The following is a 16999-nucleotide window of genomic DNA, read 5'->3' as shown; positions in this document are numbered from 1 at the left end:
ACGATGAGAGTGTTCAAGAAGTACCTGCCACTGATGGTGGCAAAGCATGTCAAAACCTTCTTTAAAGGTCGGATTTACATCCATGGTCGGGGGCGGTTTGATTTCCAATCCGGTTTGTTGCTGATGCCGAATCCGGCGGATATTCCCCATCGCCAGACAGTCACCGAGGTCAACGAGCTGATCTCCAGACTGCACATGGATGCCGCGTGATGCGCTTCTGAACCTGTTTCTGCACTGATATGCCCGCACTTTTGCGGGCATATTTGTTTCTGGCGACTGGCGTTCATCATGTGGCTGTTCAGGCCCACACCTTTGTTTATCTCCCATCGCCCCCTATACTGGCCCGCTGTTGTCTCTTCGGTCTGGATCTTCTCATGCCCCTTGCCTTTCTGTTTCCCTTCTCCTGCATTGCCATCTGGGCTGGCAATGGCATCGTCAGTAAACTGGCGGTTGGTGTGTTGTCCCCTGCAGCCTTGGCCTGGTCGCGCTGGGTGGTGGCTGCGCTGGTATTAAGCCCGTTTCTTGCCCGTCGGGTATGGCGTGCGCGTGCCCGTCTGCGCGCTGGCCTTTGGCAGATCGCCATGCTGGCCTCGCTGGGCATGGTGCTCAACCAGACTTTTGGTTACTACGCGGCGCAAACCCTGGGAGCCACCGAGATGGGGTTGATGATGGGACTGACGCCGCTGCTGACCGTGTTGTTCAGCATCTGGCTGTTGCGTGAGCGGCCCACCTGGGGCGCCGTGCTGGGGGCGCTGCTCTCCATCCTTGGTTTGTCTATCTTGCTGGGGCAGGGGGATCCGACCCGGCTGTTTACCCAAGGCATTCATATCGGCTCTGTCTATATGCTGATCTCGGCCGGTACTTATGCCCTTTACAGCGTGCTGCTCAAGAAGTGGGATCTGGGGCTCGACAACTGGTCGCTGCTCTACGGTCAGGTGATCTGCAGTGTGGTGATCCTGACACCCTTCTTTTTGCTGGTGGATGGCCAGTGGCCGGATGGTCGGGCCCTGTGGTTGATCCTCTATGCCGGTATTCCCACTTCGGCGCTCTCGCCGTGGCTCTGGATGCAGGGTATCGCTCTGCTCGGTGCCAACCGTACCGCCATCTTTATGAACCTGCTGCCGGTGATGACGGCTGGCCTTGCCATCACCCTGCTGGGCGAGCGGCTGACCAGCTATCACCTGATCGGGGGCGGTCTGACTCTGCTGGGTGTTTTGCTGGCACAGCTGCTGGTGCGTCCGGTGGTGGCGGGGAGTCGCCGGGGGGCGTTGGCGCCCTGTCCCGAAGAGTAAGCTTGCGCGAACGCGTAAGTGGGCCCAATGGCCCGCTGGCCGCCAATGAAAAAGCGCCTGCAGCAATGCAGGCGCTTTTTTTATGATCAGGTAGTGCCAGACCGGTTACTGGGCGACCAGATAGAGGTCCCGGCTATAGACGATGTCTTGCGGGCTCTCATAGGGATAACCCTTGACGAACGGCTTGAGCAGTCGCGATTTGACGTAGAAGTAGAGCGGCGCGATAGGGGCGTCAGCCTCGATCAGTGCTTCTGCCTGCTGGTAGAGCTGATTGCGCTCGGCTGCATCCTGCGAGTCGTGGGCCTTGGCCAGCAGGGCATCGTACTCCTTGTTGAACCACTTGCCGCTGTTGGCACTGCTGCTGGAGGTCAGGATATCGAGGAAGGTGGAGGCATCGTTATAGTCCCCGTTCCAGGAGTAGCGACTCACCCCGAAATCCCCCTCGTTCAGTGCCGAGACCATGGTTTTCCACTCCATGTTGTTGAGGGTGGCGGTGACCCCCAGGTTGTGTTTCCACATGGAGGAGACAGCCAGCGCGATCTTTTTATGGCTCTCGTTGGTGTTGTAGAGGATATCCACGCTGAGCGGTTTGTCCGGGCCATAACCCGCTTCGACCAACAGGGCGTTGGCCTGCTTGATCCGCTCCTCTTTGCTCTGCTGCTGGCTGGCCGGTTTTTTCAAATCGAAGCCATCGACACTCGGTGGGGTCAGGCTGAAGGCGGGTAGCTGTCCCTGTCCCAGGATCTTGTCGGTAATGGTTTCCCGATCGATGGCCAGCGAGAGCGCCTTGCGAACCTTGGGATCATCGAACGGTTTACGGTTCACATTGAACACATAGTAATAGGTGGCGAGCATGGGAGCGCTGACCAGATCTTGAGGGCTCTGGCTCTTGATGTGCTTGTACTGCTCCAGTGGGTAGGTGGTGTAGTGCAGCTCGCCGGTGCGGTAGCGGTTGTAAGCGGCGGTTTCGGAGACGATCTCCAGATAGACCACCTTGTTCAGGACGGTGTGCTGGTTGTCCCAGTAGTGGGTATTGCGCTCGGCACTCAGCCGCTCGTTGGGGGTCCACTCCTTGAGCACAAAGGCGCCGTTGGAGACGATGTTGCCCGGTTTGACCCACTCCTTGCCGAATTTTTCGATGGTGGCTCTGGGGGCCGGGAAGGTGGTGTAGTGAGCCAGCATCTTCAGGAAGAAGGGGACCGGAGTGTTAAGGGTGACCTGCAGAGTATGGTCATCCAGTGCCTTGACACCCAGCGTATCCGGGCTCTTCTTGCCCTGGATCACCTCACCGGCATTGGTGATACCCATCAATTCGATAAACCAGGCGTAGTTGGAGGCGGTCTTGGGGTCGGCCGCCCGTTGCCAGCCATAGACATAATCTGCGGCAGTGACCGGCTCTCCGTTTGACCATTTGGCCTCCGGCCTCAGCTTGAAGGTGTATACAGTACCGGTGTTGTCGATGTCGTAGCTTAGAGCGCCTGCGGGTTGGGGTTTACCCTTGCCATCCAGTACATAGAGCCCTTCAAACAGATCGTTGACGATCTCGCTACCGGCACTCTCTTCCACCAGCTGGGGGTCGATGGTAGTGGGCTCGGTGCCGATATTGGTCACATAGATTTGTTGGGCATCTGGCAGCAGCTTGGTACCGGCAGGCACTTGGGCAGCCCAGGCGGGAAGGGCAAACAGTCCGGCTACCATGCCGGCAATGAGAGTCTTGTTCATTGATAATCCTTGAGTTTTATTTGCTTCCAAAGCGAAATCAGTGTGCTGGATTGGCGATTGGATCTCAAGAGGCAATGGCTGAGGCCTGCACAGGCCCATCAGACTCCATTTTTAATGGTTCAAGGTCAGTCAGCTTATGGCTTGCTGCAGGTTATTACCACGAATTAAGGGGGGGCAAGTAATCGAATGACACCGTGCAAAAAGCATGAATGATCATCGGGCAAGGGGAAATTGGCTATTTATCAGGCTGCTTAATTCGCTGCAAAAATAAAAAACAGACGTTACATTAGGTTACAAAACAAAGCGGCCGAGGATCGGCTTTTTTTTGTCGATGCTTGCAAACGTTTTCAATGCCAACGGAAATGATCTTAAAGGACCAAAAATGCGAAACATGATCACCATGGGCGAGTTCATCGTCAAAAAGCAGGCAGATTATCCTACTGCGACCGGCGAGTTGACCTCGTTGCTCAGCTCGATTCGTCTCGCTGCCAAGGTGGTGAACAGGGAGATAAACAAGGCGGGGCTGGCTGACATCATCGGCTCCATGGGCGCTGAAAACGTACAGGGTGAGGTGCAGCAGAAGCTGGATGTCTACGCCAATGAACGTTTCAAGGCAGCACTGGAAGCTCGTGGCGAAGTGTGTGGTATGGCTTCGGAAGAGGAAGAGGACTTCGTGGCCTTTGACTCACCACTCTCCAAAAACTCCAAGTATGTGGTGCTGATCGACCCCCTCGATGGATCTTCCAATATCGACGTCAACGTCTCGGTCGGGACCATCTTCTCCATCTACCGCCGATTGAGCCCGCAGGGATCGCCGGTGACGCTGGAGGACTTCCTCCAACCGGGCAACCGTCAGGTCGCCGCCGGTTATGTGGTTTACGGATCCTCCACCATGCTGGTCTACACCACCGGCTTTGGCGTCAACGGCTTTACCTACGATCCTTCCATCGGTTGCTTCTGCCTCTCCCACGAGAACATCCGCATCCCGGAAGAGGGCAAGATCTACTCCATCAATGAGGGCAACTACATCAAGTTCCCGGACGGGGTGAAGAAGTACCTGAAATATTGTCAGGAGCGCGATGAGGCGACCCACAGACCCTACACCTCCCGCTATATCGGATCCCTGGTTTCCGATTTCCATCGCAACCTGCTCAAGGGCGGCATCTACATCTATCCGTCCGGCACCAACTCGCCGAATGGCAAGCTGCGCTTGCTCTATGAGTGCAACCCGATGGCGTTTCTGGTGGAACAGGCCGGTGGCAAGGCCTCCGATGGCTTTGGCCGGATCATGGATATCCAGCCCACCGCGCTGCACCAGCGTACCCCTTACTTCGTTGGCTCGACCAAAATGGTGGAGCGCGCCGAGGCCTTTATGCGCGAGTTCTCTGCCCATGAGGATCCGGCCAATCAGAACTGAACGTACGCAGTAGTCAGATAGCAAATCAAAAACGGGAGCCGATTTGGCTCCCGTTTTAGTTGGCATTCTCTCTCTGGCTCGACGCCAGCGTTGCAGAGACTCACAGGCTGTTGTTGGCCAGATCCGCCAGCAAGCCATCCACCAACTTCAGGCGCATGGCCCTGTCCTGAGTCGGCACCTGGAAACGCAGCCGGGTCGGCCCGTCCATCTTGTAGACCCGGGGCTGGCTGGAGAGCAGCTTGACCAGATAGGCCGGATTAACCTTGGTCTCCTGGGTGAAGTCGAGATAGCCGCCGCGCTCGCTCATCTCCACCCGGCGAATGCCAAGGGCGGTGGCCCGCTGGCGGAAGGCAGCCAGCTCCAGCAGGGTTTTGGTCGCCTCCGGCAAGAGGCCGAAACGGTCGATCAGCTCCACTTTCAGCTCGCGCAGCTCCTGCTCGTCCGCCGCACTGGCGATCCGCTTGTACATGGAGAGGCGCATGTTGACGTCCGGAATATAGTCATCCGGCAGCAGCGCAGGCAGGCGCAGCTCCACCTCGGTGTGCTGGCTCATCAGCTGCTCGAGCGACGGCTCTTTGCCATTTTTCAGCGCCTCGACCGCCTGCTCCAGCATCTCCATGTAGAGGGTGAAGCCGACTGATTCAATCTGGCCGCTCTGATCGTCGCCGAGTAGTTCGCCTGCACCACGGATCTCCAGATCGTGGGTCGCCAGCGCAAAACCGGCGCCGAGATCTTCAAGCGAGGCGATCGCCTCAAGCCGCTTGGCCGCATCCTTGGTCATCAGCTTGGGATGGGGGGTGAGCAGATAGGCGTAGGCCTGATGGTGGGAGCGGCCAACCCGGCCCCGTAGCTGGTGCAGTTGGGCCAGTCCGAGATGATCCGCCCGATCCATGATGATGGTGTTGGCGCTCGGCACGTCGATGCCGGTTTCGATAATGGTGGTGCAGACCAGCAGGTTAAAGCGCTGGTGGTAGAAGTCGGACATGATCCGCTCAAGGTCGCGCTCGCGCATCTGGCCGTGGGCGATGCCGATGCGGGCCTCGGGCACTAATTCGGCAAGATCGGCGGCGCACTTCTCGATGCTCTCCACGTCATTGTGCAGGTAGTAAACCTGACCGCCGCGCTTGAGTTCCCGCAGCACAGCCTCGCGCACCACCGCCGGTTCGTGCTGGCGCACGAAGGTCTTGATGGCGAGTCGCTTGGCGGGCGGCGTGGCGATGATGGAGAGATCCCGCATGCCGGACATTGCCATATTGAGGGTGCGTGGAATAGGAGTGGCGGTGAGGGTGAGGATATCCACATCGGCCCGCAGCGCCTTGATCTTCTCCTTCTGGCGTACCCCGAATCTGTGCTCCTCATCGACGATGAGCAGCCCCAGATCCTTGAAGGTGAGTTCGGAGCCGAGCAGCTTGTGGGTGCCGATGATGATGTCCACCTTGCCTTCGGCCAATTCCTTCATCACTGCGCTCTGCTCTTTAGCGGAGCGGAAGCGGCTCAGTACCTCGACCCGCACCGGCCAGTTGGCGAAGCGGTCGCGGAAGTTGTCGTAGTGCTGTTGCGCCAGCAGGGTGGTGGGCACCAGCACGGCAACCTGCTTGCCGCCGTGTACAGCCACAAACGCTGCCCGCATCGCCACTTCGGTCTTGCCGAAACCGACGTCGCCGCACACCAGTCTATCCATGCTCTTGGCCTGACACATGTCCCCCAGCACTGCATTGATGGCGTTGAGCTGATCGTCGGTCTCCTCGAACGGGAAGCTGGCGGCAAATTGGCGATAGGCCTCTTTGTCGTGCTTGAAGGCAAAACCGGCGCGAGCGGCGCGATGAGCGTAGACATCCAGCAACTCGGCTGCCACGTCGCGCACCTTCTCCGCCGCCTTGCGCCGCGCCTTGCTCCAGGCTTCACCGCCGAGCTTGTGGCTGGGCGGGTTATCAGAACCGGTATAGCGGCTGATAAGGTGCAAACTGGTAACCGGCACGAACAGCTTGTCGCCGCCGGCATATTCGAGGGTCAAAAACTCGGTGGGCAGGCCACCGGCGTCGATGGTTTCCAGCCCCAGATAGCGGCCGACCCCGTGATCGAGATGGACCACCGGCTGACCCTGGGTCAGCTCGCCCAGGTTTCTGATCACCGCATCGGAGCTTAAATTTTTGCTCTTCTCCCGTGCTCGCTTGCTGCGCACTTTGCCGCCCAGCAGCTCGGTCTCGGTGATCAGCGCCATTGGATCCTGACCAGCCTCCTGCCAAAGGAAGCCACGCTCAAGCGGTGCCACCAGCAGGCCGTGTCGATCCGGGCTCGCCATAAAGGCGTCGAGGGAGGGGAACTCTTTGGGTTGCAGCGAGATACGCGCCAGCAGATCGCCGAGCACCTCCCGCCGCCCCTCGGATTCCACCGCAAACAGGGTGCGCCCGGCAAAACCTTGCAGGAACTGGTTGAGCGCCAGCAGGGGTTGTTCCTTGCTGTGATCGAGTTGCAGGTCGGGCAGCGCCTCGATGGGCAGATCGTGCTGACCGGCATCGCCCGCGGTGGCGGCCTCTTGCAGCCGCACCGCGCCATATTGGCCGAGGGCGGCAAAGAGCTGCTCCACCGGCAGATAGAGCTGGGCCGGGGGTAGCAGTGGGCGAGTGTTGTCCCAGCGTCTGTCTTCATAGCGCTGGCCGATATCGTTCCAGAAGCGCTGGGCAGCGGGGTAGATATCCCCCACGGTGAGCAGCAGGGTCTCTTCCGGCAGGTAGTCAAACAGGCTGGCGGTCTGGTTGAAGAAGAGCGGCAGATAGTACTCGATGCCGGCGGGCCAGCGTCCCTTGCTCACCTCCTGATAGACGGAACCCTCGGCCCGCGACAGCTCGAACTGCTCGCGGAACTGGCCGCGAAACAGTTCGATGGCCGCCTCGTCGGTGGGGTATTCCCGGGCGGGCAGCAGGCTGACTGTCTTGACCGGTTCGCTGGAGCGCTGGGTCTCGGGATCGAACGGGCGGATGGAGTCCACTTCATCGTCGAAGAAGTCGATGCGATAGGGGCTGCTACTGCCCATGGGGAAGAGATCGAGCAGGGAGCCGCGGGCGGCAAATTCGCCATGTTCCAGCACCTGATCCACCGCCACGTAACCCGCTTCGGCCAGGCGCCCGCGCAGCTGTTGCAGATTGAGGCGCTGACCGGCCTTCACCATCAGGCTGTATTTGTCGAGATAGACCCGGGGGGCACAGCGCAGCATCAGGGTGGAGATGGGGACAATCAGCACCCCCTTGCTCATCTGCGGCAGCTTGTAGAGAGTCTCGAGCCGTTGGGAGATGATGTCCTGATGGGGAGAGAAGGTGTCGTAGGGCAGGGTCTCCCAATCGGGGAACAGCAATACGGGGACGGACTGATCGGCTGGCTGCTTGCCTGCCAGCAAATACTGAAGCTCCTGCTCCAGGCGCAGGGCGCTCGGGGTATCGGCGGTAATAAGCAGTACCGGCCCCTTGGCTTCACTGGTGAGACGGGCTGCAATCAGCGAGAGGCTGCTGCCGACCAGCTGGCCGAGCGTGATCTTTTGGCCCGCTTTGGCGGGCAAGGCGGGGAGTGTCATTGGCATGGTTCGATTCTTTTAACGTTGACGTTATCTATCGCTGACGTTCGCTATGGTTAGCGCTGACGCTCTTGGGCGCGCAGCTTGAGCTGCTTCGATTGCACGTGGAGGCTGGCACGAACCAACAGTTCACGGTCATCTTCGCGGATCCGTACATAGTCGAGCTGCACATGGGTGCCATGTTCACCGCCGTCGAGCTGTTTGACCTGGCCATAGCAGTAGATGGCGGCCGCCTCTTCCCGCAGGAAGATCTTGAGGCGCACTATCTGGTGCAGGTGCGGTGCATCCCCGTGATCATGATAGGGGTGCAGGTAGGTGAGCTGGCCAGCCCCGAAGCGCAGGGTGTGGAAGCGCTGCTCCGGATGGTCCTGCAGGGAGAGCACATAGCCCATGATCATGTCGATCTTGCGGGACTGCTGATTGACGATCTCGATCAGGTCGTGCATCGACTCGTTCTGGTTGCGCAGCAGGCGGGTGGTCACCAGATCGATGGAGGTAATGGCCGAAGAGATCCGAAAGGGCTCCGGCAGCTCAGCGTCCAGCTCCTCCAGCGAGGGGAGGTGGAAGTCGGCCGGCATGGGGATCACATTGACCGGCGTGGCATGAGTGACGCTGAAGAACTGTTCCTGCATGGAGGCTATCCCTTGTTGTCATGGACGGTTTCCCTTTATTATCCGGTATCTTATTTTGTTGGCAACGTACATATCCTTGAAGACCGGACTTTTTCAGCCCCTTTCGCTGGCCATCGGCCTGCGTTATGCAGGCTCGAAGCGCAGCAATCGCTTCGTCTCATTTATCTCCCTGTTCTCTACCTTTGGCATCGCCATCGGGGTTGCCGCCCTGATGGTGGTCATTTCGGTGATGAACGGTTTCGAAGGGCAGCTCAAAGGGCGCATCCTCGGGGTGATCCCCCATGTGGTGGTGACCAATCAGGCTGGCCGCATTGATGCCGACCCGCAAGGCTTGCCGGATCTGGCCAAATTACCCCATGTGGTCGCCTCGGCCCCCATGCTCGACAGCGAAGGGATGCTGCAAAGCCCCGGCCAGCTGACCGGGGTGAGTGTGCAGGGCATCGACCCTGCAAAGTGGCCCAAGGATGACATCCTCCATAGCCAGATGCTGGGGGGACGCCTCGATACCCTGCTGGCCGGCCACTACCGCATCGTGCTGGGGCAGGGGGTGGCACGTCGCCTCAATGTCTCCATTGGCGACCAGGTTCGACTGATCCTGACCGAAGGGACCCGCTTCACCCCGTTTGGCCGGGTACCGGCCCAGCGCCTCTTTACCGTCTCCGGCATCTTCGGGGTCGGCGCCGATGTGGATAACCAGATTGCGCTGATCGCCCTAGGGGATGCCCAGCGGCTGCTGCGCCTGCCGCCAGAAACCGTCGGTGGCATTCGCCTCTGGCTCGATGATCCCTTTGCCGCTGACGAGGTGATCAAGACGCCGTTGCCGGATGGGCTGCTGTGGCAGGATTGGCGCCGCGAGCGGGGCGAGCTGTTCCAGGCGGTCGCCATGGAAAAACGGATGATGGGGCTGATGCTGGTGCTGATCATCGCTGTCGCTACCTTCAACATCCTCTCCGCGCTGGTGATGGTGGTGACGGACAAGGAGGGCGAAGTGGCCATCCTGCGCACCATGGGCATGAGTGAATCGGGGATCGTCAAAATCTTCATGGTACTTGGCGCCTCCAGCGGGGTGATTGGCGCTCTGTTTGGCGGACTGGCGGGCCTTGCTCTCTCCCTGGGTCTCAACCCTCTGCTCAATGCAGTGGGGCTCAACCTCTATATGGCGGCTGGCGGCAGTGGCCTGCCGGTGATTGTCGAGCCGGCTCAGGTCATCACCATCTTGCTGGGCGCTGTGCTGCTGAGCTTCAGTGCCACCCTTTACCCGGCGGCACGCGCCGCACGGGTGAAACCGGCCGAGGCGCTGCGTTATGAGTAATGCCGTGAATAATACATCTTCTGTTGTTACCTCCGGTGCGAGTACCGGCGTTGTTACTGGTGCCTCTGTGGTCACTGGCGTAAGTGGAGCCCCTGTTATGAATGAAGCCGTATCCCGTGAACCTCTGCTGCGCTGCCAGGCGCTCAATCATGTCTATAAAGAGGGGGAGCTGGAGACTCAGGTGCTCAAGGGGATCGATCTCTGCGTTGCGCCCGGTGAAATGCTGGCGGTAGTGGGGAGCTCCGGCTCCGGCAAGACCACTCTGCTGCATCTGATGGGGGCGCTGGACAACCCCTCCAGCGGCGCCGTGCTGTTCAAGGGGGAGGATATCCACCATTGGGACAGCCGCACCCAGGCCCGTTTTCGCAACCGCGAGCTGGGCTTTGTCTACCAGTTCCACCACCTGCTCTCCGAGTTCAGTGCGCTGGAAAATGCCGCCATGCCGCTGCTGATCGCCGGTGAGTCGGTGGCGGTTGCCACCGAGAAGGCGACCCGGATGCTGGGACGGGTAGGGCTCTCCCATCGTCTCAACCACAGACCGTCCGAGCTCTCCGGCGGTGAACGTCAGCGGGTGGCGATCGCCCGGGCGCTGGTCAACGAACCTAGTCTGGTATTGGCGGACGAACCCACCGGCAATCTGGATCACGCCAGTGCCACCGCGGTGTATGAACTGCTGTGTGAACTGAATCGTGAACTGGGCACTGCGTTTGTGGTGGTGACTCACGACTTGAGCCTGGCGGCCAAGCTCCATCGCCGGGTGACCTTGGTGAGCGGCGTGATGGCGGAGGTTGCCTGATGTTCAAACCGCTGCCCCTCTTTCTGGGCCTGCGTTACAGCCGCTCCCGCCGTCGCAACGGGTTTATCGCCTTTATCTCAGCCTCTTCCCTGATCGGTATCGCCCTCGGGGTGATGGCGTTGATTTTGGGCCTCTCCGCCATGAACGGTTTCGAGCGGGAGCTCAAAGACAGGGTGCTTTCAGTGGTGCCGCAAGGTGAGCTGGACGCCGTCGAGCGGCCGCTGCCGGATTGGCCTCGTCTGCGTGACTACCTGCTGGCCCAGCCGGGCGTCGAGGCCGCTGCGCCGGTCATTCGCCTCAATGGCCTGCTGGAGCACGGCTCCGCCCTCAAGGGGGTGCAACTGCGCGCTGTATTGCCGGAGCTGGAAGCCAATTTGTCGGATGCGGGCAAATACATGACGGGCCGCGGCCTGCGTGAGCTGCAACCGGGTGAGCGTGGGGTGATCCTTGGCAAGACCATTGCCGACAAACTGGGAGTCAAGGTCGGGGACACTCTTGGCTTGTTGTTGCCACAAGGGGGTGATCAGACCGGGATCAAGAATCCCCGGCGCGAAGCCCTGACCGTGGTGGGGCTGCTGGAGATCGGCGGTCAGCTAGACGGTCTGCTCGGCTTTATGCATCTGGCTGATGCGCAAGCGATCACCGGTATGGGCAGCGATGTGGAGGGCTTTAGCCTGCGGGTGAGCGATGTGCTCAAGGCGCAATCCATCACGGTAGCCGCCGCACAGCAGTTCCCCCATCATGTTTACATCCGTAGCTGGATGAACAGCCAGGGCTACCTCTATCAGGACATCCAGATGGTGCGTACCGTCATGTATGTGGTGATGCTGATGGTGGTGGCCGTCGCCTGCTTCAATATCGTCTCCACCCTGGTGATGGCGGTGAACGAGAAGCGCAGCGAGATCGCCATCCTGAAAACCATGGGGGCGAGCCCCGGCCAGATCCGGCTCACCTTCGTCATTCAGGGGATGGTCAACGGCGTGGCCGGCGCCCTGCTCGGCGCCCTGCTGGGCGGGCTGCTTTCGAGCAAGCTGACCCAGATCCTGGGTGTCATCGAGAAGCTTATTGGCCACCGCTTCCTCAATCCGGATATCTACTTCATCGACTTCTTGCCGACCGAGTTGCATATGCAGGATCTGCTTATCGTGACGGGCGCTGCCATCCTGATGAGCCTGGTGGCGACCCTCTATCCCGCCTGGCGGGCGAGCGGTCTGGTGCCATCTCGCGAGCTGGGTCACTGATGCGTTGCATCTAATGCGCAATAAAGAACGAAGGGCCCGCTGGTGCAAACCGGCGGGCCCTTCTGTTTTCAGGTCATGTAGACTGGCTTAGTGAGCGTTAAGCTCATCGAGTGGCAGGGAGAAGCTGGCCACAAAGATATCGATAAAGTAGCGCATCTCATCGCTCATCCGCGCTGCCAGCATGGCTTCAAGGCGCTTGCGAGCCGGTTCGAACTCCCGGTTGCCCGCGTTGATCTCCTCCAGACACTTGGTATAGGCGCAGAGGGTGTCGGCATCCTTGACCAGCCTGGCCAGCTCGTCATCCTGGGCTGCCGAATCGAGCAGGGGGCGAAAGTCCTCCACCAGTTCCGGCGGCAGCATGCCAAGTAGACGCTGCTCGGCGGCCAGTTCTATCTTCTTGTACTCGCGGGCAATTTCGGGGTTGAAGTATTTGACCGGGGTAGGCAGATCGCCGGTCAGCACTTCACTGCTGTCGTGGTAGAGGGCCATCACGGCGGCGCGATCGGCATTCACGCTGCCGCCAAACAGTCGATTTTTGATGATGCCGAGGGCATGGGCCACCATGGCCACCTGCAGGCTGTGCTCGGCAATGTTTTCCGGCTGGATGTTGCGCATCAGGGGCCAGCGGTAGATGAGTTTCATGCGGGCGAGATTGGCGAAAAAATGGCTGGGTAACATGATGGCCTCAACAAAAGAGAATAGAAAAGGGCAGACCCTAGTCTGCCCTTTTTTTCGTTGCAGGGCAGCGTCTGCCCGCGCATTTCCCACTGTTAGCGGATATAGCGGCCGGATTCCGCCTCCTGATTGGTCACAATCATCTGGCCAATGGGCGCCAGGCTGATCAGCGCCAGCTTGAGGTGCTGAATACCAAACGGGATACCGATAATGGTCACGAAGCAGGCCAGCGCGGAAGCGATGTGGCCGATGGCCAGCCAGACACCGATCAGCACGAACCAGAGGATATTGCCAATCAGTCCCAGCGTGCCGGTGCCGATATCGCTCTGGCCGGTCATGGTCTTGCGATTGACGGCCTGCTTGCCAAACGGGAAGAAGGTAAAGGTGCCGATCACGAAGCAGGCACGTCCCCAGGGGATGCCGACCAGCGAGATAAAGCAGATAAGACCGGCCAGCCACCAGGCCAGGCCCATAAAGACACCTCCCAGTACAAACCAGAGCAGATTGAACAAGAAGCGGAAAAAGGCCATGTGAGTGACTCCAGATCATCAATTTGGTTGCCACCATAACGAGGGAGGGGTAGGGACGCAATGGTTGATTGGTCCAATCGCCATTTGGCTGGTCAAATTGAGTCGCCGCCCGCAACGGTGGGCTGTTTTTCGGCGAAAGATGGGTAATAAAGCGGCGTTCGGATGAAAAAAGGTGAGCAAACGCAAAATTATCCTCACTGGATGGTTGAACTAGAGGTCCTCTCTCCCCATATAAAGGGCAGTTTTGCACGAATTGTGCTTGCACGCCGCTCAATGTGGGGGATGTGTGGCTCGACTCGACCAAAGTGCGCCGCTATAATGCCGCGTCATATTTTCTCATCACAAAGACATATCGTTGTCTTTATAAACAGGAAGACTCCGGGCTTTGCCCAGGGGCAATAAAGGGTCAGCACACAGTGCTGAGTTGAACGAGGTAGAAGAATGCAAGTTTCTGTAGAGACAACCCAGGGTCTGGAACGCCGTCTTACCATCACTGTACCGGCTGCTACCGTAGACGCCGCTGTGCGTAAAGAATTGAATGGCCTGGCCAAAACTCGTCGCATCGACGGTTTCCGTCCTGGCAAGGCTCCGGTTGCCATCATCAAGAAGATGTTCGGCGCCATGGCTCACGCCCGCGTTGCTGATGAAATGATGCAGAGCAACTTCATCAAAGCCATCATCGAAAACAAACTGAGCCCGGCCGGTGCCCCGACCATGGATCCGAAAGAGATCAAAGAGGGTCAGGATTTCGAATTCACCGCCACTTTTGAAGTGTATCCGGAGTTCGAAGTTGCAGGTCTTGAGACCATCAAGGTCGAGAAGCCGGTTGCGACCGTGAAGGATGAAGATCTGGCCAACATGATCGACACCCTGCGCAAGCAGCACGCTACTTGGGCTGATGCCGATGTTGCTGCTGCCAATGGCATGCGTGTGACCATGGACTTCGTCGGTTCCATCGACGGTGAAGAGTTCGACGGCGGCAAAGCTGAAGGCTTCAACCTGGTCCTGGGCGCTGGCCGTATGATCCCGGGCTTCGAAGACGCCATCCTGGGCAAGAAAGCGGGCGACGAGTTCACCATCGAAGTGACCTTCCCGGCTGACTACCACGCTGAAAACCTGAAAGGCAAAGAAGCCAAGTTCGCTTCCAAGCTGATCAAGGTTGAAGAGCAGATCCTGCCTGAGCTGACCGAAGAGTTCGTGAAGCGTTTCGGTATCGAAAGCGGTTCTGTTGAAGAGCTGAAAGCCGAAGTGCGCAAGAACATGGAACGCGAACTGGCTCAAGCCCTGAAAAACAGCGTGAAAGAGCAGGTTCTGAACGGTCTGGTTGAAGCCAACCAAATCGACCTGCCGAAAGCAGCTGTTGCTCAAGAGATCGACGCACTGCGTCAGCAGGCTCTGCAGCGCTTCGGTGGTTTCCAGGGCGGCAACGCTCCCGAGCTGCCGGCTGAACTGTTCCAGGCTCAAGCCGAGCGTCGTGTACGTGTAGGCCTGCTGCTGGGGGACGTGATCCGCACCAACGAGATCAAGGCTGACGATGCCCGTGTAAACAGCATCATCGAGTCCATGGCGACTGCCTACGAAGATCCGAAGGAAGTGATCGAGTACTACCAGAAGAACGAACAGATGCTGAACGGCGTTCGTAACCTGGCAGTAGAAGATCAAGCCATCGACCTGATCCTGTCCAAAGCGCAAGTGACCGAAAAAGAAGTTGCCTTTGACGAAGTGATCAACAAGTCTGGCGCCGCTGCCTAAGAACATTTGACTTAAGGTCAAGACTGTTAAGTATAATGGCTCGTGTGATCTCCACTCGGGCCATTTTATTTTAGGGACAATGCCTTATGTACAAGAACTATAACGATATGACCGATTCTCCCAGCAATGCGCTGGTCCCCATCGTGGTCGAACAGACTGCCAAGGGTGAACGTTCCTACGATATTTACTCCCGTCTGCTGAAAGAGCGGGTGATCTTCCTGACCGGTCAGGTTGAAGATCACATGGCCAATCTGGTGGTTGCCCAACTGCTGTTCCTCGAGTCCGAGAATCCGGACAAGGACATCTATATCTACATCAACTCGCCGGGTGGTTCGGTGACTGCGGGCATGTCCATCTACGACACCATGCAGTTCATCAAGCCGGATGTCAGCACCGTCTGCATGGGGCAGGCCTGTTCCATGGGTGCCTTCCTGCTGGCTGGTGGCGCCAAGGGCAAGCGTTTCTGCCTGCCTAACGCCCGTGTGATGATCCACCAGCCGCTGGGTGGCTTCCAGGGGCAGGCATCTGATATCCAGATCCACGCCCAGGAGATCCTGAAGATTAAAAATACCCTGAACGAGCGCCTGGCGTTCCACACCGGTCAGGACATGGCTACTATCGAGCGTGACACCGATCGTGACAACTTCATGTCCGCCGAGCAGGCTGTGGCCTATGGCTTGGTAGACGGTGTCCTGAGCCAGCGTAGCTGAGCAGGGTGTCCCGGTCTGTTGTAAACTCAACAGGCCGATCCATCCTCTATTGATAAAACGAGGTTGCTGAATGACAGAAAAACGCAAGGGTGAGGGTGATAAGCTGCTCTACTGCTCTTTTTGCGGCAAAAGCCAGCATGAAGTGCGCAAGCTGATCGCTGGCCCTTCCGTCTACATATGCGATGAGTGTGTCGAGCTGTGCAACGACATCATCCGCGAAGAGATCCGCGAGATCTCGCCCAAGCGCGATGGTAACGAGCTGCCGACCCCTCATCAGATCCGCGCTCATCTCGATGACTATGTGATCGGGCAGGAGTATGCCAAGAAGGTGTTGGCCGTTGCCGTCTACAACCACTACAAGCGTCTGCGCAACAGCGGCGAAAACAGTGGTGTGGAGCTTGGCAAATCCAACATCCTGCTGATTGGCCCGACCGGCAGCGGCAAGACCCTGCTTGCCGAGACTCTGGCTCGCCTGCTGGATGTGCCGTTCACCATGGCCGATGCGACCACCCTGACCGAAGCAGGTTACGTGGGCGAGGACGTGGAGAACATCATCCAGAAGCTGCTGCAAAAGTGCGACTACGACGTAGAAAAGGCTCAGCGTGGCATCGTCTACATCGACGAGATCGACAAGATCTCCCGCAAGTCGGACAATCCCTCCATCACCCGCGATGTCTCCGGGGAAGGGGTACAGCAGGCACTGCTCAAGCTGATCGAAGGAACCATCGCTTCCGTGCCACCGCAAGGTGGTCGCAAGCACCCGCAGCAGGAGTTTTTGCAGGTTGATACCTCCAAGATCCTCTTCATCTGTGGTGGTGCCTTTGCCGGTCTGGACAAGGTGATCGAGCAGCGTTCCGTGAAGGGGACCGGTATCGGTTTTGGCGCCGAGGTAAAATCCAAGGATGCCAAGGCCACCCTGAGCGAGACCTTCGCCAAGGTAGAGCCGGAAGATCTGATCAAGTATGGTCTGATCCCCGAGTTTATCGGCCGTCTGCCGGTGGTCGCGACCCTGACCGAACTGGACGAGGCTGCCCTTATCCAGATCCTGAAAGAGCCGAAAAACGCACTGACCAAACAGTACGCTGCGTTGTTCGATCTGGAAGGGGTTGAGCTCGAGTTCCGTGACGACGCACTCAACGCCATAGCCCGCAAGGCGATGGAGCGTAAAACCGGTGCTCGTGGTCTGCGTTCCATCGTGGAAGCCGTACTGCTGGATACCATGTATGACCTGCCTTCTCTGGAAGGGGTCAGCAAGGTGGTGATCGACGAGACCGTGATCAAAGGGGACTCTGCGCCCTTGATGATCTACGAAAATCCCGAGACCCAGGCTGCTGCATCAGAGTAAATGTCTG

The 16999-nt window shown here is 58.7% G+C and carries 14 protein-coding genes; 9 read left to right on the top strand and 5 right to left on the bottom strand.

Going from position 1 to position 16999, the window contains the following annotated elements; all coding sequences use genetic code 11:
* The first annotated feature begins 3 nt into the window (after window positions 1-3).
* Together G5367_RS02115 and G5367_RS02110 are read left to right on the top strand one after the other, a co-directional pair.
* Window positions 4-210, top strand: a complete 207-nt coding sequence (locus G5367_RS02115; RefSeq protein ID WP_005336998.1) for a DUF1107 domain-containing protein — start codon at window positions 4-6, stop codon at window positions 208-210.
* A 164-nt stretch (window positions 211-374) separates the two neighbouring features.
* Window positions 375-1292, top strand: a complete 918-nt coding sequence (locus G5367_RS02110) for a DMT family transporter (protein ID WP_421243697.1) — start codon at window positions 375-377, stop codon at window positions 1290-1292.
* A gap of 105 nt (window positions 1293-1397) precedes the next feature.
* On the opposite strand, the gene G5367_RS02105 is transcribed toward G5367_RS02110, so the two are convergent.
* Window positions 1398-3014 carry a peptide ABC transporter substrate-binding protein gene (locus G5367_RS02105; protein ID WP_421211287.1) on the bottom strand — a complete coding sequence of 539 codons (1617 nt, stop codon included), beginning with the start codon at window positions 3012-3014 and terminating at the stop codon, window positions 1398-1400.
* 382 nt (window positions 3015-3396) lie between these two features.
* Here G5367_RS02105 and fbp point away from each other — a divergent pair, with 382 nt between their 5' ends.
* Complete coding sequence (gene fbp, locus G5367_RS02100) at window positions 3397-4431, top strand: class 1 fructose-bisphosphatase (protein WP_216963118.1); 1035 nt, start codon at window positions 3397-3399, stop codon at window positions 4429-4431.
* 100 nt (window positions 4432-4531) lie between these two features.
* Here the strand turns inward: fbp and mfd are convergent, their stop codons facing one another.
* Window positions 4532-7999, bottom strand: a complete 3468-nt coding sequence (mfd, locus tag G5367_RS02095) for a transcription-repair coupling factor (protein ID WP_421243789.1) — start codon at window positions 7997-7999, stop codon at window positions 4532-4534.
* Window positions 8000-8055: 56 nt separating this feature from the next.
* The gene (locus G5367_RS02090; protein WP_005351323.1) at window positions 8056-8631 is read right to left on the bottom strand and encodes a hypothetical protein; all 576 of its coding nucleotides are present in this window, start codon (window positions 8629-8631) and stop codon (window positions 8056-8058) included.
* A gap of 76 nt (window positions 8632-8707) precedes the next feature.
* On the opposite strand from G5367_RS02090, the gene G5367_RS02085 reads away from it, so the two are divergent.
* The 3 genes from G5367_RS02085 to lolE all read left to right on the top strand — a co-directional run bounded on the left by G5367_RS02085 (window position 8708) and on the right by lolE (window position 11980).
* Window positions 8708-9943 (top strand): lipoprotein-releasing ABC transporter permease subunit, encoded by a 1236-nt coding sequence (locus G5367_RS02085; RefSeq protein ID WP_323928153.1) that lies wholly within the window; start codon window positions 8708-8710, stop codon window positions 9941-9943.
* Between the two features lie 97 nt (window positions 9944-10040).
* Window positions 10041-10739, top strand: a complete 699-nt coding sequence (lolD, locus tag G5367_RS02080) for a lipoprotein-releasing ABC transporter ATP-binding protein LolD (protein ID WP_005360062.1) — start codon at window positions 10041-10043, stop codon at window positions 10737-10739.
* The gene (gene lolE / locus G5367_RS02075) at window positions 10739-11980 is read left to right on the top strand and encodes a lipoprotein-releasing ABC transporter permease subunit LolE (RefSeq protein ID WP_123173204.1); all 1242 of its coding nucleotides are present in this window, start codon (window positions 10739-10741) and stop codon (window positions 11978-11980) included. The genes lolD and lolE overlap by 1 nt, the downstream gene beginning before the upstream one ends.
* Before the next feature lie 87 nt (window positions 11981-12067).
* Here lolE and yfbR read toward each other — a convergent pair whose 3' ends face one another.
* On the bottom strand, window positions 12068-12658 hold the full coding sequence (gene yfbR, locus G5367_RS02070) for a 5'-deoxynucleotidase (RefSeq protein WP_265776256.1): 591 nt from the start codon (window positions 12656-12658) through the stop codon (window positions 12068-12070).
* 92 nt (window positions 12659-12750) lie between these two features.
* Complete coding sequence (locus G5367_RS02065; protein ID WP_076495751.1) at window positions 12751-13185, bottom strand: YccF domain-containing protein; 435 nt, start codon at window positions 13183-13185, stop codon at window positions 12751-12753.
* Between the two features lie 441 nt (window positions 13186-13626).
* On the opposite strand from G5367_RS02065, the gene tig reads away from it, so the two are divergent.
* The 3 genes from tig to clpX all read left to right on the top strand — a co-directional run bounded on the left by tig (window position 13627) and on the right by clpX (window position 16992).
* Window positions 13627-14937 carry a trigger factor gene (gene tig / locus G5367_RS02060; protein ID WP_005345092.1) on the top strand — a complete coding sequence of 437 codons (1311 nt, stop codon included), beginning with the start codon at window positions 13627-13629 and terminating at the stop codon, window positions 14935-14937.
* Window positions 14938-15023: 86 nt separating this feature from the next.
* Window positions 15024-15647 (top strand): ATP-dependent Clp endopeptidase proteolytic subunit ClpP, encoded by a 624-nt coding sequence (clpP, locus tag G5367_RS02055; RefSeq protein WP_005336979.1) that lies wholly within the window; start codon window positions 15024-15026, stop codon window positions 15645-15647.
* A 70-nt stretch (window positions 15648-15717) separates the two neighbouring features.
* Window positions 15718-16992, top strand: a complete 1275-nt coding sequence (gene clpX, locus G5367_RS02050) for an ATP-dependent protease ATP-binding subunit ClpX (RefSeq protein WP_201938413.1) — start codon at window positions 15718-15720, stop codon at window positions 16990-16992.
* Window positions 16993-16999: the final 7 nt, after the last annotated feature.

It is taken from the genome of Aeromonas sp. 604282 (assembly GCF_049170575.1).
Classification (GTDB): Bacteria; Pseudomonadota; Gammaproteobacteria; order Enterobacterales; family Aeromonadaceae; genus Aeromonas; species Aeromonas veronii_A.
Note: the sequence above shows the minus strand (reverse complement) of the source record. Positions and strands in the feature narration are given on the sequence as shown.

Coding starts and splice junctions, on each gene's coding strand:
- G5367_RS02105 (WP_421211287.1), bottom strand. CDS start 3,014: ATGAACAAGACTCTCATTGCCGGCATGGTAGCCGGACTGTTTGCCCTT.
- fbp (WP_216963118.1), top strand. CDS start 3,397: ATGCGAAACATGATCACCATGGGCGAGTTCATCGTCAAAAAGCAGGCA.
- G5367_RS02110 (WP_421243697.1), top strand. CDS start 375: ATGCCCCTTGCCTTTCTGTTTCCCTTCTCCTGCATTGCCATCTGGGCT.
- tig (WP_005345092.1), top strand. CDS start 13,627: ATGCAAGTTTCTGTAGAGACAACCCAGGGTCTGGAACGCCGTCTTACC.
- clpX (WP_201938413.1), top strand. CDS start 15,718: ATGACAGAAAAACGCAAGGGTGAGGGTGATAAGCTGCTCTACTGCTCT.
- G5367_RS02090 (WP_005351323.1), bottom strand. CDS start 8,631: ATGCAGGAACAGTTCTTCAGCGTCACTCATGCCACGCCGGTCAATGTG.
- lolE (WP_123173204.1), top strand. CDS start 10,739: ATGTTCAAACCGCTGCCCCTCTTTCTGGGCCTGCGTTACAGCCGCTCC.
- yfbR (WP_265776256.1), bottom strand. CDS start 12,658: ATGTTACCCAGCCATTTTTTCGCCAATCTCGCCCGCATGAAACTCATC.
- lolD (WP_005360062.1), top strand. CDS start 10,041: ATGAATGAAGCCGTATCCCGTGAACCTCTGCTGCGCTGCCAGGCGCTC.
- clpP (WP_005336979.1), top strand. CDS start 15,024: ATGTACAAGAACTATAACGATATGACCGATTCTCCCAGCAATGCGCTG.
- G5367_RS02065 (WP_076495751.1), bottom strand. CDS start 13,185: ATGGCCTTTTTCCGCTTCTTGTTCAATCTGCTCTGGTTTGTACTGGGA.
- mfd (WP_421243789.1), bottom strand. CDS start 7,999: ATGACACTCCCCGCCTTGCCCGCCAAAGCGGGCCAAAAGATCACGCTC.
- G5367_RS02115 (WP_005336998.1), top strand. CDS start 4: ATGAGAGTGTTCAAGAAGTACCTGCCACTGATGGTGGCAAAGCATGTC.